Annotated in this window: 17 protein-coding genes and 1 pseudogene; 16 read left to right on the top strand and 2 right to left on the bottom strand. The window is 55.0% G+C overall.

The genetic code is table 11. The features are described from left to right. The 15 genes and pseudogenes from DEO48_RS04380 to DEO48_RS04310 form a co-directional block, all read left to right on the top strand. Positions 1 to 255 (top strand): annotated as a pseudogene (locus DEO48_RS04380) (beta-ketoacyl-ACP synthase II); the annotation flags it as partial. Between the two features lie 120 nt (positions 256 to 375). After that, positions 376 to 1,185 carry an aminodeoxychorismate lyase gene (gene pabC / locus DEO48_RS04375; RefSeq protein WP_109844464.1) on the top strand — a complete coding sequence of 270 codons (810 nt, stop codon included), beginning with the start codon at positions 376 to 378 and terminating at the stop codon, positions 1,183 to 1,185. Positions 1,186 to 1,187: 2 nt separating this feature from the next. Continuing rightward, positions 1,188 to 2,210, top strand: coding sequence for a cell division protein YceG (gene yceG, locus DEO48_RS04370; RefSeq protein WP_109844463.1), 1,023 nt, complete (start codon positions 1,188 to 1,190; stop codon positions 2,208 to 2,210). Then, positions 2,200 to 2,841 (top strand): dTMP kinase, encoded by a 642-nt coding sequence (tmk, locus tag DEO48_RS04365; RefSeq protein WP_023311155.1) that lies wholly within the window; start codon positions 2,200 to 2,202, stop codon positions 2,839 to 2,841. The genes yceG and tmk overlap by 11 nt, the downstream gene beginning before the upstream one ends. After that, positions 2,838 to 3,842 carry a DNA polymerase III subunit delta' gene (gene holB, locus DEO48_RS04360; RefSeq protein WP_047742202.1) on the top strand — a complete coding sequence of 335 codons (1,005 nt, stop codon included), beginning with the start codon at positions 2,838 to 2,840 and terminating at the stop codon, positions 3,840 to 3,842. The genes tmk and holB overlap by 4 nt, the downstream gene beginning before the upstream one ends. Positions 3,843 to 3,852: 10 nt before the next feature. After that, positions 3,853 to 4,647 carry a metal-dependent hydrolase gene (locus DEO48_RS04355; protein WP_023311157.1) on the top strand — a complete coding sequence of 265 codons (795 nt, stop codon included), beginning with the start codon at positions 3,853 to 3,855 and terminating at the stop codon, positions 4,645 to 4,647. 297 nt (positions 4,648 to 4,944) lie between these two features. Next, on the top strand, positions 4,945 to 6,378 hold the full coding sequence (gene ptsG, locus DEO48_RS04350; protein ID WP_023311158.1) for a PTS glucose transporter subunit IIBC: 1,434 nt from the start codon (positions 4,945 to 4,947) through the stop codon (positions 6,376 to 6,378). Positions 6,379 to 6,626: 248 nt separating this feature from the next. Continuing rightward, positions 6,627 to 6,986 (top strand): purine nucleoside phosphoramidase, encoded by a 360-nt coding sequence (hinT, locus tag DEO48_RS04345; RefSeq protein WP_006809243.1) that lies wholly within the window; start codon positions 6,627 to 6,629, stop codon positions 6,984 to 6,986. A 1-nt stretch (position 6,987) separates the two neighbouring features. Further along, positions 6,988 to 7,362 carry a YcfL family protein gene (locus tag DEO48_RS04340; protein ID WP_023311159.1) on the top strand — a complete coding sequence of 125 codons (375 nt, stop codon included), beginning with the start codon at positions 6,988 to 6,990 and terminating at the stop codon, positions 7,360 to 7,362. A 10-nt stretch (positions 7,363 to 7,372) separates the two neighbouring features. Beyond that, the gene (gene lpoB, locus DEO48_RS04335) at positions 7,373 to 8,020 is read left to right on the top strand and encodes a penicillin-binding protein activator LpoB (RefSeq protein ID WP_023311160.1); all 648 of its coding nucleotides are present in this window, start codon (positions 7,373 to 7,375) and stop codon (positions 8,018 to 8,020) included. After that, positions 8,001 to 8,825 (top strand): thiamine kinase, encoded by an 825-nt coding sequence (gene thiK, locus DEO48_RS04330; protein ID WP_109844462.1) that lies wholly within the window; start codon positions 8,001 to 8,003, stop codon positions 8,823 to 8,825. Before lpoB ends, thiK begins: the two co-directional genes overlap by 20 nt. Before the next feature lie 11 nt (positions 8,826 to 8,836). Then, entirely contained in the window at positions 8,837 to 9,862 is a 1,026-nt protein-coding gene (gene nagZ / locus DEO48_RS04325) for a beta-N-acetylhexosaminidase (RefSeq protein ID WP_109844465.1), read from the top strand. A gap of 34 nt (positions 9,863 to 9,896) precedes the next feature. Further along, positions 9,897 to 10,439, top strand: a complete 543-nt coding sequence (gene ycfP, locus DEO48_RS04320; protein WP_008500781.1) for an alpha/beta hydrolase YcfP — start codon at positions 9,897 to 9,899, stop codon at positions 10,437 to 10,439. A gap of 238 nt (positions 10,440 to 10,677) precedes the next feature. Then, on the top strand, positions 10,678 to 11,982 hold the full coding sequence (locus DEO48_RS04315) for an NAD(P)/FAD-dependent oxidoreductase (protein WP_047742198.1): 1,305 nt from the start codon (positions 10,678 to 10,680) through the stop codon (positions 11,980 to 11,982). Positions 11,983 to 12,175: 193 nt separating this feature from the next. Then, complete coding sequence (locus DEO48_RS04310; RefSeq protein ID WP_008500779.1) at positions 12,176 to 12,715, top strand: glycine zipper 2TM domain-containing protein; 540 nt, start codon at positions 12,176 to 12,178, stop codon at positions 12,713 to 12,715. Positions 12,716 to 12,774: 59 nt separating this feature from the next. On the opposite strand, the gene DEO48_RS04305 is transcribed toward DEO48_RS04310, so the two are convergent. Further along, complete coding sequence (locus DEO48_RS04305) at positions 12,775 to 13,410, bottom strand: TetR/AcrR family transcriptional regulator (RefSeq protein WP_029739866.1); 636 nt, start codon at positions 13,408 to 13,410, stop codon at positions 12,775 to 12,777. A gap of 244 nt (positions 13,411 to 13,654) precedes the next feature. On the opposite strand from DEO48_RS04305, the gene bhsA reads away from it, so the two are divergent. Continuing rightward, on the top strand, positions 13,655 to 13,912 hold the full coding sequence (gene bhsA / locus DEO48_RS04300; protein ID WP_023616599.1) for a multiple stress resistance protein BhsA: 258 nt from the start codon (positions 13,655 to 13,657) through the stop codon (positions 13,910 to 13,912). A 75-nt stretch (positions 13,913 to 13,987) separates the two neighbouring features. Here bhsA and DEO48_RS04295 read toward each other — a convergent pair whose 3' ends face one another. Then, positions 13,988 to 14,953, bottom strand: a complete 966-nt coding sequence (locus DEO48_RS04295) for a L,D-transpeptidase family protein (RefSeq protein WP_109844461.1) — start codon at positions 14,951 to 14,953, stop codon at positions 13,988 to 13,990. Positions 14,954 to 15,210 lie beyond the last annotated feature (257 nt).

The following is a 15,210-nucleotide window of genomic DNA, read 5'->3' as shown; positions in this document are numbered from 1 at the left end:
GTAATGGTGAGCTCCACCAAGTCCATGACCGGTCACCTGCTGGGTGCGGCGGGTGCGGTAGAGTCAATCTACTCCATCCTTGCGCTGCGCGATCAGGCTGTTCCGCCAACCATCAACCTGGATAACCCGGATGAAGGTTGCGATCTGGACTTCGTTCCTCACGAAGCGCGTCAGGTTAGCGGTATGGAGTACACCCTGTGTAACTCCTTCGGCTTCGGTGGTACCAACGGTTCTCTGATCTTCAAAAAGATCTGATCCTGACGTCCCTGTCGCATTTAAAAAGGTCCGCTTGCCGGGCCTTTTTTATTAAGCCTAATCTTCTTGTCGGCTGCATGACATCCTGCCAGACTAATTGCCCACGCATAAGGAGCCACCATGTTTTTAATCAATGGCCTTGAGCAGGACACGCTGCCTGCCAGCGACAGGGCGATACAGTTCGGTGATGGTTGCTTTACGACGGCGCGCATTCTGGACGGTGATGTCTGCCTGCTGGAGGCGCACATTCGACGCCTGCAGCATGGCTGTGAAAAGCTAATGATCCCCTTTACGCAATGGGACACGCTGCGTCAGGAAATGTGCGAGCTGGGAACCGGGAAGGACAGCGGCGTACTCAAAGTCATCATCAGCCGCGGCAGTGGTGGCCGGGGTTACAGCGCTGCATCGTGCCTCAACCCAACGCGTATCCTCTCCGTTTCTGCTTATCCCGCGCATTATTCTCGCTGGCGAGAAGACGGCGTCACGCTGACGCTGAGCCCTGTACGACTGGGACGAAACCCGATGCTGGCCGGGCTTAAGCATCTCAATCGCCTGGAGCAGGTGCTCATTCGTACTCATCTTGAACAGACGGACGCCGATGAGGCGCTGGTTCTTGACAGCGAAGGGTTCATTACGGAATGCTGTGCGGCTAATTTACTCTGGCGGCAGGGGGAAGAGGTGTTCACTCCGTCGCTGGAATACGCTGGCGTAAATGGGTTAATGCGTCAGTTTTGTCTGCAACAGCTGGCACGCTCTGGCTTTCGCGTTGTCGAAGTTAGCGCAGGAGAAGCCGTGCTACAGACCGCCGATGAAGTCATCATCTGCAATGCGCTGATGCCTGTTGTACCCGTCCGTACGTATGGCCAACAACGCTGGTCTTCGCGCGAGCTGTTTCAGTTTTTAGCCCCGATATGTGAGCAAACCAGATAGTCATGAAAAAAATGTTGCGCTTTGTCCTTATCCTCATCGTTGCGCTGGGCGTCGCTGGCGGAGCTGGCGTATGGAAAGTTCGCCAGCTGGCGAACAGCAAGATCCTGGTTAAAGACGAAACGATCTTTACCCTGAAAGCGGGAACCGGCCGTCAGGCGCTTGGGGAACAGCTCTATGGCGACAAGATTATCAATCGCCCACGGGTATTCCAGTGGCTATTGCGCGTGGAACCTGAGCTGTCACATTTCAAAGCTGGTACCTATCGCTTTACGCCGGGAATGACCGTCAGAGAGATGCTGCAGCTGCTGGAAAGCGGTAAAGAAGCCCAGTTCCCACTGCGGTTTGTGGAAGGGATGCGCCTGAGCGATTACCTTAAACAGCTGCGTGACGCGCCGTATATCAAACATACCTTACAAGACGATAGCTATCAGACGGTGGCAGAAGCGCTGAAGCTTGAACATCCGGAATGGGTGGAAGGCTGGTTCTGGCCAGACACCTGGATGTACACGGCAGGCACGACCGATGTGGCTATCCTGAAGCGGGCGCACAAAAAAATGGTTGCCGCCGTAGATGCCGCCTGGGAAGGGCGGATGGAAGGATTGCCTTACAGCGATCCGAACCAGTTCGTCACCATGGCCTCGATCATCGAGAAAGAGACTGCCGTCGCTGCTGAGCGCGATCGGGTGGCGTCAGTATTTATCAACCGTCTGCGCATCGGCATGCGTCTGCAAACCGACCCTACCGTAATCTACGGCATGGGCGAGAGCTACACGGGCAAAATCTCAAGAAAAGATCTGGAGACGCCAACGGCGTATAATACCTACGTGATTAGCGGTTTACCGCCGGGCCCGATTGCCACGCCGAGCGAGGCGTCGCTTAAAGCCGCCGCGCATCCGGCTAAAACACCGTATCTCTATTTTGTGGCTGATGGAAAAGGGGGGCATACCTTTAACACCAACCTTGCCAGCCACAATCGCTCTGTTCAGGACTATCTGAAGGCACTTAAGGAAAAAAATGCGCAGTAAATACATTGTCATTGAGGGACTCGAAGGGGCGGGTAAAACCACTGCCCGCAACGTGGTGGTGGATACGCTCAAAGCGCTTGGCGTGGCGGATATGGTATTTACCCGCGAGCCGGGCGGCACGCAGCTGGCTGAAAAGCTGCGCAGCCTGGTACTGGATATCAAATCCGTCGGCGACGAAGTTATCACTGACAAGGCCGAAGTGCTGATGTTCTACGCGGCGCGCGTTCAGCTGGTTGAGACGGTGATCAAACCCGCCCTGGCCGAGGGCAAGTGGGTGATCGGCGACCGTCACGATCTGTCGACTCAGGCGTATCAGGGCGGAGGACGTGGCATCGACCAGACAATGCTCGCAACGCTGCGTAATGCTGTATTGGGTGATTTTCGCCCCGACCTGACGCTCTATCTGGATGTGACCCCGGAAGTGGGTCTCAAACGTGCCCGCGCGCGCGGCGAGCTGGACCGCATTGAACAAGAGTCGTTTGATTTCTTTAACCGCACCCGCGCGCGCTATCTTGAGCTGGCCGCACAGGACAGCTCAATTTGTACCATCGATGCGACGCAGTCCCTGGACGACGTCACGCGCGACATTCAGCACACCATTACGCAGTGGGTGCAGGAGCAGCAGGCATGAAATGGTATCCATGGTTGCGCCCACACTTTGAACAGCTGATCGGCAGCTATCAGGCGGGTCGGGGGCATCATGCGTTACTGATTCAGGCATTGCCAGGAATGGGTGATGATGCGTTGATTTATGCCATCACCCGTTTTCTGATGTGTCAGCAGCCGGAAGGGCACAAGAGCTGTGGTAAATGCCGTGGCTGCCAGCTGATGCAGGCGGGCACGCATCCTGACTACTACACTCTTGAGCCTGAGAAGGGCAAAAGCGCGCTCGGTATTGATGCCGTGCGTGAGGTCAGTGAAAAATTGTATGAACATGCGCGACTGGGCGGCGCAAAAGTGGTCTGGCTTAAAGACGCCACGCTGCTTACCGAGGCGGCGGCTAACGCCCTGCTTAAAACCCTGGAAGAGCCGCCGGTTAAAACGTGGTTTTTCCTCTCATGCCGTGACCCGGGACGATTGCTGGCGACGTTGCGCAGCCGTTGTCGTCTTCATCACCTGGCGGTACCTCAGGAATCGTGGGCGCTGAGCTGGCTTGAACGAGAGGTGACAACGTCACCAGAGAGCGCGCTGTCCGCCTTGCGCCTGAGCAGCGGCGCGCCCGCGGCGGCGCTGGCACTACTGCAGCCTGACGTCTGGTCAGAGCGAGAAACGCTCTGCCGGGCCCTGGATGCCTCACTGAACAGTCAGGACTGGCTAAGTTTACTGCCTGCGCTTAACAGCGATCGGGCCGTTGAGCGTCTGCACTGGCTGGCCTCCTTGCTGTTGGATGCGCTCAAAATCCAGCAGGGGGCTACGCTTCTGACCAACCCGGACGCGTTGCCGCTGGTGAATACGCTGGCGAACCGCCTCTCAGGGAAGATTCTTCACGCGATGCTCCATGACATCTGCCAGAGCCGTGAACAGCTTTTAACCGTGACGGGTCTTAATCGCGAGCTTTTACTGACCGACCAGTTACTGCGTATCGAACATTACCTGCAACCCGGCGTCACACCGCCTGTTTCCCATCTCTGAGAGAGACATTATGTTTTTAGTCGACTCACACTGCCATCTTGATGGCCTGGATTATCAATCCCTGCACAAAAACGTGGATGACGTGCTGGCAAAAGCCGCTGCCCGCGATGTGAAATTCTGTCTTGCGGTGGCGACGACGCTGCCGGGCTATCGCTCCATGCGTGAGCTGGTGGGCGTTCGCGATAACGTGGTGTTCTCCTGCGGCGTACATCCGTTGAATCAGGACGAGGCCTACGACGTTGAGGATCTGCGCCGACTGGCAGCCGAAGAGGGCGTGGTGGCGATGGGCGAGACCGGGCTGGACTATTTTTACACGCCGGAAACCAAACCGCGCCAGCAGGAGTCCTTCCGCAACCATATTCGCATTGGCCGGGAACTGAACAAGCCGGTTATCGTCCACACCCGCGATGCGCGCGCGGATACCCTGGCTATCCTCCGGGAAGAAAAGGTGACGGATTGCGGTGGCGTACTACACTGTTTCACAGAAGACAGAGAAACGGCGGGGAAGCTGCTTGATTTGGGGTTTTATATCTCGTTTTCGGGGATCGTGACGTTCCGTAACGCTGAGCAGCTGCGTGATGCTGCACGTTATGTTCCGCTCGATCGCATTCTGGTGGAGACGGATTCTCCGTACCTGGCACCGGTACCGCATCGCGGTAAAGAGAACCAGCCCGCTATGACGAGAGATGTGGCTGAGTACATGGCCGTACTGAAGGGCGTCAGCATCGATGAGCTGGCCCGTGTGACGACGGAAAACTTCTCCACACTGTTCCATATCGACCCAGCCCGCCTGCAATCTGTCTGATACACCTGTTTTTTTTAGGCTCGTAATTAATAAGTAAAGCGAGTAAAGTTCACCGCCTCATTTGGGGCGGTGAGTGCGTATTTAGACACATCCGGACATGCTTTTTGTAAATAACTGAAAGTTTTTCGACCGCCTTAAGCTGAAACGTGATAGCCGTCAAACAAACTCAGAGGGAATTATTTTACTCTGTGTAATAAATAAAGGGCGCTTAGATGTCCTGTCCACGGCACGGTACTCCCCCCGGGCCAATGCGTGAAAGCGTAAAAAAAGCACAAATACTCAGGAGCACTCTCAATTATGTTTAAGAATGCATTTGCTAACCTGCAAAAGGTCGGTAAATCGCTGATGCTGCCAGTATCCGTACTGCCTATCGCAGGTATCCTGCTGGGTGTCGGTTCTGCTAACTTCAGCTGGCTGCCAGCCGTAGTGTCCCACGTGATGGCCGAAGCAGGCGGTTCTGTCTTTGCTAACATGCCACTGATCTTCGCGATCGGTGTGGCTCTGGGCTTCACCAATAACGACGGCGTTTCTGCGCTGGCTGCAGTGGTTGCCTACGGCATCATGGTGAAAACCATGGCTGTGGTTGCGCCGCTGGTTCTGCATTTACCGGCAGAAGAGATCGCCGCGAAACACCTGGCGGACACCGGTGTTCTGGGCGGTATCATCTCCGGTGCGATTGCAGCGTATATGTTTAACCGCTTCTATCGCATCAAGCTGCCTGAGTATCTGGGCTTCTTCGCGGGCAAGCGTTTCGTTCCGATCATCTCTGGTCTGGCAGCGATTTTCACTGGCGTGATCCTGTCCTTCATCTGGCCACCAATCGGCTCTGCTATCCAGACCTTCTCTCAGTGGGCTGCTTACCAGAACCCGGTTGTGGCGTTTGGTATCTACGGCTTCATCGAGCGTTGCCTGGTGCCATTCGGTCTGCACCACATCTGGAACGTTCCATTCCAGATGCAGATTGGTGAATTCACCAACGCAGCAGGCCAGGTATTCCACGGCGATATCCCACGTTATATGGCGGGCGACCCAACTGCAGGTAAACTGTCTGGTGGCTTCCTGTTCAAAATGTACGGTCTGCCAGCCGCGGCGATTGCTATCTGGCACTCTGCGAAGCCAGAGAACCGTGCAAAAGTGGGCGGTATCATGATCTCCGCAGCGCTGACCTCGTTCCTGACCGGTATCACCGAGCCGATCGAGTTCTCCTTCATGTTCGTTGCGCCGATCCTGTACGTTATCCACGCGATTCTGGCGGGCCTGGCGTTCCCAATCTGTATCCTGCTGGGTATGCGTGACGGTACGTCCTTCTCTCACGGTCTGATCGACTTCATCGTTCTGTCCGGTAACAGCAGCAAACTGTGGCTGTTCCCAATCGTGGGTGCGTGCTATGCCGTTGTTTACTACACCATCTTCCGCGTGCTGATTAAAGCACTGGACCTGAAAACTCCGGGTCGTGAAGATGCGACAGAAGACAGCAAAGCTGGCGCGACCAGCGAAATGGCTCCGGCACTGGTCGCAGCGTTCGGCGGTAAAGAGAACATCACTAACCTGGACGCGTGCATCACTCGTCTGCGTGTGAGCGTTGCCGACGTAGCGAAAGTAGACCAGCCGGGTCTGAAAAAACTGGGCGCAGCGGGCGTAGTTGTTGCAGGTTCTGGTGTACAGGCAATCTTCGGTACCAAATCCGATAACCTGAAAACCGAAATGGATGAGTACATCCGCAGCAACTAAGTTGTGACCTGGGGAGACTAAGGCAGCCGAATGGCTGCCTTTTTTATTTGTGTCTTAAAAAACGCCACTGAGACGCGAGAGCGGTCACTCTTCAGTCAGCTGATGAACATTCAGGAAAGAAATCGAGGGAGGAGGTTGAAAGGACAGGAGAAACTCGCTCATACTCTTGGATTGTGTCACACACCGAACCCCGGGAGTGTGTTTACAGCGGACGCATTGCGCCAGATTAAACAAAAAAGGAAAAGGTCATGGCTGAAGAAACGATTTTCAGTAAAATTATCCGCCGCGAAATTCCGTCAGATATCGTCTATCAGGATGAACTGGTGACGGCTTTCCGGGACATTTCCCCTCAGGCTCCGACGCACATCCTTATCATTCCCAATATTCTGATTCCGACTGTAAACGACGTAAAAACCGAGCATGAAGTGGCGTTAGGTCGTATGCTGACGGTGGCTGCCAAAATCGCTGAACAGGAAGGGATTGCAGAAGACGGTTACCGTCTGATCATGAACTGCAACCGCCATGGTGGTCAGGAAGTTTATCATATTCACATGCATCTGCTGGGTGGTCGTCCTCTGGGGCCGATGCTGGCACATAAAGGTCTTTGACATGCTGAAAGGGCGTATTGCAGCGCTGGTAATGGCGATGATGATTGTGGGGTGCAGCTCGCGTCCGGCGATCCCCGTGAATGATGAACAGACGCTGGTCATGGAGTCCTCCGTGCTTGCCGCGGGTATTACGGCGCAACAGCCCGCGTTGACCATCAGCGAAATCAACTCATCTGCCTCCTCTACGCTCTTTAATGAAAGACATGAACCAGTGACGGTCCACTACCGTTTTTTCTGGTATGACGTAAGAGGTCTTGAAATGCATCCGCTGGAGGCGCCGCGCAGCGTCACCATTCCGGCCAGGTCGTCGGTAACGCTCTATGGCAGCGCTAACTATCTGGGTGCGCATAAGGTGAGACTTTATCTTTATCTCTGAGGGGTGAACCTTGATTAAAAATTTGAGCCGCTATGCGCTCGTGACAGCTTTCGCTCTGTTTCTCGCAGGGTGTGTGACCCGAACTGAACAGCCTGCGCCTGTGGAAGAGGCTAAACCGGGTACTGAACAGCCGACGCCGCCAACGCAGCAGCAGCCAACCGTGCCGTCTGTACCGTCTATACCGGCGCAGCCAGGCCCGATTGAACATCCGGACCAGACGTCACAGCCCACGCCGCGCGTGCGCCATTACGACTGGAACGGGGCGATGCAGCCGATGGTAGGCAAAATGCTGCAGGCGCAGGGCGTGACGGCGGGCAGCGTGTTGCTGGTCGACAGCGTCAACAACCGTACCAACGGTTCGCTGAACGCGGGTGAAGCGACGGAAACCCTGCGTAATGCTCTTGCTAATAACGGCAAGTTTACGCTGGTCTCGGCTCAGCAGCTCGCCGTCGCCAAACAGCAGCTGGGCCTGTCGCCGCAGGATAGCCTCGGCACCCGCAGCAAGGCGATCGGCATTGCCCGTAACGTTGGCGCACAGTATGTGCTGTACTCTAACGCCACCGGTAACGTGAATACCCCAGCCCTGCAGATGCAGCTGATGCTGGTTCAGACAGGCGAAATTATCTGGTCAGGTAAAGGTGCGGTTACGCAACAATGACAGCACGCGTGAAGAGATTCTGACGCGCTATTTTCCTCAGTACCGCCTTATCGCGCCGCAGGCCCATTCCGGGCTTGGCGGCGCGAGTTGCATTATAGAGCAGGGCGAACGACGTCTGGTCTTGCGGCAAAATCACGACCCCTCTGCTCCTGCCTCTCATTTTCGTCGTCAGTTTCGTGCCCTGAGACGTCTTCCGGCGGATCTCGTACCTGCCCCTCGTTTTTTCAGACAGGGCTGGATGGCCGTGGACTATCTGGAAGGTGAAGTTAAAAGCGCGCTGCCGGACACGCCGGAGCTTGCGGCGATGCTGTATCATCTGCACCGGCAGCCACGCCTGGGATGGCGAACGACGTTATTCCCTCTACTGGAACATTACTGGCAGCAAGCCCTGCCAGACAGACGTACTCCAGTGTGGCTGGCACGTCTTAAGCGGCTGCGTAAAACGGGCGAGCCGCAGCCGATTCGGCTCGCGCCGTTGCATATGGATGTTCATGCCGGGAATATTGTTCATACGCCAGCGGGCATCAGGCTTATCGACTGGGAATATGCGGGAGATGGCGATGTGGCGCTGGAGCTGGCGGCAGTCTGGACAGAGAGTGAAGCCGCGCGGCAGATGCTCATCAGGGGCTACGCCCGGATGGCACATATTGACCCCGACGCGCTGAGGCGTCAGGTCAAACGCTGGCGGCCCTGGGTCGTCATGTTAATGGCTGGCTGGTTTGAAATGCGCTATCGGCAGTCCAGAGACAAACAATTTATTGCGCTGGCAGACGATGCCTGGCGTCAGTTACAAACTAAAGGATAAGAGAGGTGGATGTGGGTCCAGTCATGTTGGATGTAGAAGGGTTTGAGCTGGATGCGGAGGAGCGTGAAATTCTGGCGCATCCGCTGGTGGGTGGACTGATCCTGTTTACCCGCAACTATCACGATCCGGCGCAGCTGCGTGAGCTGGTGCGTCAGATCCGCGCCGCGTCGCGCAATCATCTGGTGGTGGCCGTCGATCAGGAAGGCGGGCGCGTGCAGCGTTTCCGCGACGGTTTTACCCGCCTGCCCGCAGCCCAGTCTTTTGCCGCGCTGCTCGGCACGGAAGAGGGTGGAAAACTGGCGCAGGAGGCCGGCTGGCTGATGGCCAGCGAAATGATTGCCATGGATATCGACATCAGCTTTGCCCCGGTGCTGGATGTCGGGCATATCAGCGCTGCCATTGGCGAGCGCTCATACCATGAAGACCCGCGTATTGCGCTGGCAATGGCGACCCGGTTCATCGACGGCATGCACGATGCCGGGATGAAAACCACAGGGAAACACTTCCCGGGTCACGGGGCAGTGACGGCGGATTCTCACAAAGAGACCCCGCGCGATCCGCGCCCGGAAGCGGAGATTCGCGCCAAAGATATGTCGGTTTTCCAGTCGCTTATCACCGATAACAAGCTGGATGCCATTATGCCCGCGCACGTGATTTACAGCGACGTCGACCCGCGTCCTGCCAGCGGTTCTCCGCACTGGCTGAAAACCGTTCTGCGCCAGGAACTGGGCTTCAACGGCGTGATTTTCTCTGACGATTTGTCGATGGAAGGGGCCGCGATCATGGGCAGCTACGCTGAACGCGGTCAGGCATCTCTGGATGCAGGTTGCGATATGATCCTGGTCTGCAATAATCGTAAAGGTGCCGTTAGCGTGCTGGATAACCTGTCGCCGATCAATGCAGAGCATGTTACACAATTGTATCATAAAGGTTCATTTAGCCGTCAGGAGCTGATGGATTCGGCGCGCTGGAAGACGGTCAACGCCCGGCTTGAAGACCTGAATGAGCGCTGGCAGGCACATAAAGCCAGCCTGTAAACCCTCCCGGAAGGCGTAGCGTGGTGAGAAGACGATGATCATCTATTTACACGGTTTTGACTCAAACAGTCCTGGTAATCATGAGAAGGTGCTGCAGCTGCAGTTTATCGATCCGGATGTACGGTTGATCAGCTACAGCACGCGCCATCCGAAGCATGATATGCAGCATCTGCTCAAAGAGGTGGACAAGATGCTGCAGCTCAACGTCGACGATCGTCCGTTGATTTGCGGCGTGGGGCTGGGCGGCTACTGGGCGGAGCGGATTGGCTTCCTGTGCGACATTCGCCAGGTGGTGTTCAATCCTAATCTGTTCCCGAACGAGAACATGGAAGGCAAAATTGACCGCCCGGAAGAGTATGTCGATATTGCGACCAAGTGCGTGAGCAACTTCCGTGAGAAAAATCGCGACCGCTGCCTGGTGATCCTTTCGCGTAATGATGAAGCGCTCAACAGCCATCGTGCAGCAGAGCTCCTGCATCATTACTATGAGATCGTCTGGGACGAAGAACAGACCCACAAGTTCAAAAACATCTCTCCGCATCTGCAGCGTATCAAAGCGTTTAAAACGCTGGGTTAATCAATTACCCGCATGCATCAAAGCCCGGCCGCGAAAGCGTACCGGGCTTTCTTTTTGACCAGAATTGTCTACTTTTAAGCCATCAAAACTTGATGCATATCAATTTTGGTATGACCAATGCGCCTGACGTGGTATTCTCAATGCACCTGAATGGTTTCAGTGCTGTAACCTGTTGTTAATTAAGGGTTATTTTTATAACTTTTAATTAACAATTGGTTAATAATTTGAGGGGGTCACGTTGACTACGCCATTGAAAAAGATAGTGATTGTAGGCGGTGGTGCTGGCGGGCTGGAGCTGGCGACACAGTTGGGTAAGAAGCTGGGGCGCGGTAAAAAAGCCAAAATCACGCTGGTGGATCGTAACCACAGCCACCTGTGGAAACCGCTGCTGCACGAAGTGGCGACCGGTTCTCTGGATGAGGGCGTGGACGCGCTCAGCTATCTGGCGCACGCGCGCAACCATCATTTCCAGTTCCAGCTGGGCTCGGTGGTGGACATCAACCGTGAAAGCAAAACGATCACCCTGGCAGAGCTGCGCGATGAGAAAGGGGATCTGCTGGTTCCCGAGCGTAAACTGGCGTACGACACGCTGGTCATGGCGCTGGGCAGTACCTCCAACGACTTCAACACGCCGGGGGTGAAAGAGCACTGTATCTTCCTCGATAACCCGCACCAGGCGCGTCGTTTCCATCAGGAAATGCTGAACCTGTTCCTGAAGTACACCAGCAATATGGGTGCGAACGGTAAGGTGAATATCGCTATTGTCGGCGGCGGCGCGACGGGCGTTGAGCTGTCAGCGGAGCTGCACAATGCGGTGAAACAGCTGCACAGCTACGGTTATAAAGGGTTAACTAACGAAGCGCTGAACGTCACGCTGGTTGAAGCCGGTGAACGCATCCTGCCTGCGCTGCCTCCGCGTATTTCCGGTGCGGCGCACAATGAGCTCACCAAATTGGGCGTGCGGGTGCTGACGCAGACCATGGTGACCAGCGCCGACGAAGGCGGCCTGCATACCAAAGACGGCGAGTATATCAAAGCGGATCTGATGGTCTGGGCGGCAGGTATCAAAGCGCCTGACTTTATGAAAGAGATCGGCGGTCTGGAAACCAACCGCATTAACCAGCTGGTAACCGAGCCAACGCTGCAAACCACGCGCGATCCTGAAATCTTTGCCATCGGTGACTGTGCCTCCTGCGCGCGTCCTGAAGGTGGATTCGTGCCGCCGCGCGCGCAGGCCGCTCACCAGATGGCAAGCCTGGTGCTGCACAACATTCTGGCGCAGTACAAAGGCAAGCCAATGAAAGCCTATGTCTACAAAGACCACGGGTCACTGGTGTCGCTGTCAAACTTCTCTACCGTCGGCAGCCTGATGGGCAACCTGATGCGCGGCTCAATGATGGTAGAAGGGCGCATTGCCCGCTTCGTGTATATCTCCTTGTACCGCATGCACCAGATTGCGCTGCACGGCTACTTCAAAACCGGGCTGATGATGCTGGTGGGCAGAATCAACCGCGTGATCCGTCCGCGTCTGAAGCTGCACTAATCTTTCACTCCCTCCGGGCCCTCCGGAGGGAGTTTTTAGCATTTCATGCTGTAGATCACAGTTTGACTGCTTAAGAGTTCTCCTAAATACAATATATCTCCTCTCAACGCTCCTTTTTTGATCCTTTATCTTATTGGCGAAGCCGTGCCTCCATTGCAAAATTGTTACCAATAGCAACAAAGGAGGAAGTCCCGTGAATAAATCAATGTTGGCGGGTATAGGGATTGGCGTCGCGGCTGCGTTAGGTGTGGCTGCCGTTGCCAGTCTCAACGTATTAGATCGCGGCCCGCAGTATGCACAGGTGGTTTCTGCTACACCGATTAAAGAAACCGTAAAAACCCCTCGTCAGGAGTGCCGCAACGTTTCCGTGACGCACCGTCGTCCGGTACAGGATGAAAACCGCATCGCCGGTTCTGTTCTGGGTGCGGTAGCGGGTGGCGTAATTGGTCACCAGTTTGGCGGCGGCCGGGGTAAAGACGTAGCGACCGTGGTCGGCGCGCTGGGTGGCGGCTATGCCGGTAACCAGGTGCAGGGCGCGATGCAGGATAATGATACCTACACCACGACTCAGCAACGCTGCAAAACCGTCTATGACAAGTCGGAAAAAATGCTGGGTTATGACGTGACGTACAAAATTGGCGATCAGCAGGGCAAAATCCGCATGGATAAAGACCCGGGTACGCAAATTCCACTGGATGGAAACGGCCAGCTGGTTCTGAATAACAAAGTGTAAAAAAGATGTTCTCTGAATTTAGCTCCTCATGCGCTCAGGCTGAGGAGCTTTTTTTTGCTTCAGATTTTCAATAGCTCAGGCCACAGCCGCAGCGTGGTTTCGCTAATATGCTGCAGTTTTTCCAGCGTGGCCCCTTCACGGGCGCTGATCGACATCCCCTGCAAAATACAGCTCAGGTATTGTGCCAGCAGCTGAGGGTTGCATTGTGCGGGGATTTCACCACGCTGCTGGCGCTGAGCCAGAAAGGCGCTGAGCGTCTCCTCCTGCATCGCATGCCGCGATTTCACCGTATTGGCAATCTCTTTGGAGGACGCCGCAAGGGTGGCAGAAGTGTTAATCATAAAGCAGCCCGCAGGCGTCTCTTTACTGGTAAAGCAGGTCGCGACGGCGGTGAAATAGTCGCGAAGCGCCTGTTCAACGCTTTTCTCTTCGCAGAACAGCTGGGCTTCGTGTTTCGCCGCAAAACGCGAAATGTATCTGTCCAGCACCGCCCTGAACAGTCCCTCTTTATTGGTAAATTCGGCATACAGCGTCGGCGCTTTGGCTCCGGTGGCTTCTACCAGATCGGAAAGCGAGGTTGCTTCATACCCATGTTGCCAGAAGAGAGTCATGGCCTTATCAAGCGCTGCATCCCTGTCAAACACTTTTGGTCGGCCACGGCTTTTCTTCGCACAACTCGTGACATCGGTTGTCATTTGCCGTTGGTCCTCTGTTGGTTTGGTGAATGACCATTATAAAAATAAACGCAAGTCACCACCAGCGCTGAATGCTTAAAAATAAATTAATCATATATGTATGAAAATTAACAATTTTAAAATTAAGTTAATGGTCGTTATAAAATTATGTTGACGCGTGACCTGGATCACGTTTATGATTTACCTATCGATCGTTAACTAAATGATTAACGACCTCCAAATTCATCTGCTAAAGGTAAACATCATGAAAAATGTAAAAACTCTCATCGCTGCCGCTGTTCTGAGTTCACTCTCTTTCGCAAGCTTTGCTGCTGTACAAGTGCAATCCACCCCTGCTGACCAGCATAAAGTCGGGACAATCTCCGCGTCTGCCGGTACTAACCTGGGTTCACTGGAAGATCAGCTGGCACAAAAAGCGCAAGAGATGGGTGCTAAATCTTACCGCATCACCTCTGTGACCGGTCCTAACACCCTGCACGGCACTGCGGTCATCTACAAATAAGCCGGGCATAAACCCTCATTTATGCCACTGCAATAAAAAACGCCCTGCTCAGCAGGGCGTTTTTTTATTTCTGATTTACATCGACTGCTGGACGACGTCGTAATGCCGGGTGACATCGGTCGGCATGCCTGACCGGGCTTCCATCGCGCGCTCCATCACCACGCTGTTGGTATTGGCATTCGTTTTGAAGCTTACCATCGCGGCATTCAGGTTAATGGGCAGCGTCTGCGGATCGTCGCCAATGTTTTTCGATAACGGCTGATGAATCTCAACCAGCCGCACGCCGCCGGGCTCCTCTGAAACTTTAATCGGCGTATTGATAATATTCACTTTGGTTCCAGGCGTAACGACGTTAAACAGCGTTTTGATATCGTCATCGCGCAGACGAATACAGCCGGAGCTGACGCGCATGCCAATGCCAAAGTCTGCATTCGTTCCGTGCAGCAGGTAGACGCCGCCGTATGCCGCGAGGCGTATCGCGTGATGCCCCATCGGGTTATCCGGACCAGCCGGCACCACGGCAGGAAGATCGATCCCCTGGGCCTTATAGCGGGCACGAATGTTGGCCGTCGGGGTCCAGGTTGGATTCGCGCGTTTATCCGAGACGGTGGTAACCATCGTCGGCGTCAGGGTGTCGCCGCCCAGCTGACCAATACCGATAGGGTAGACGGTGACTTCATTTTTACCCGGCGGGTAATAGTACAGACGCAGTTCGGCCAGGTTTATCACCATCCCCTCGCGCGGGGCGTCCGGCAGGATAGTCTGTAACGGGATGGTCAGTACGCTGCCCGCGCGCGGGACGTACGGATCGACGCCGGGGTTTGCCTGCAGCAGGGCCAGAAAACCGACGTTATATTTTTTGGCAATGGCTTCCAGCGAACCACCATTGTTTTCAACCACATGAAAGCGGTTTTCGCCCACGACATTGCTGCCGGGAGGGGGAAGGGGCCAGGTGTTTGCCCGAGCGGGAAGCGCAACCGCGACGGTGGCTGCCAGCGCAAACAGGGTCATCCAGCGAGTAAAACGCGAAGAGGTCATCATCACCATAGTCCATGTAAATGATAAGGTTATTGTTTTATAAGGCGTTAAACATAATTATGGCGAATGGGTGTGTCGGGAAGATCGGGTGAAGTGCAAAGAGTTTGTAAATTGTCCCCCCGTAGCGCCGGGCTAACAGGAGAAGGGATCCCCATAAAATAATGCCTGCACGGACGACCCCCTCTCCCTTGAGGGAGAGGGCTGGGGTGAGGGGGAACATACGACTCTGGTGGTCATTCCGTTCACTTTATGTTCCTTAG

This window comes from Enterobacter sp. CGMCC 5087 (assembly GCF_003144775.1).
GTDB classification, from domain to species: Bacteria; Pseudomonadota; Gammaproteobacteria; order Enterobacterales; family Enterobacteriaceae; genus Enterobacter; species Enterobacter cloacae_M.
The sequence above is the reverse complement of the archived record's forward strand: the minus strand, read 5'-3'. Positions and strand labels throughout refer to the sequence as shown.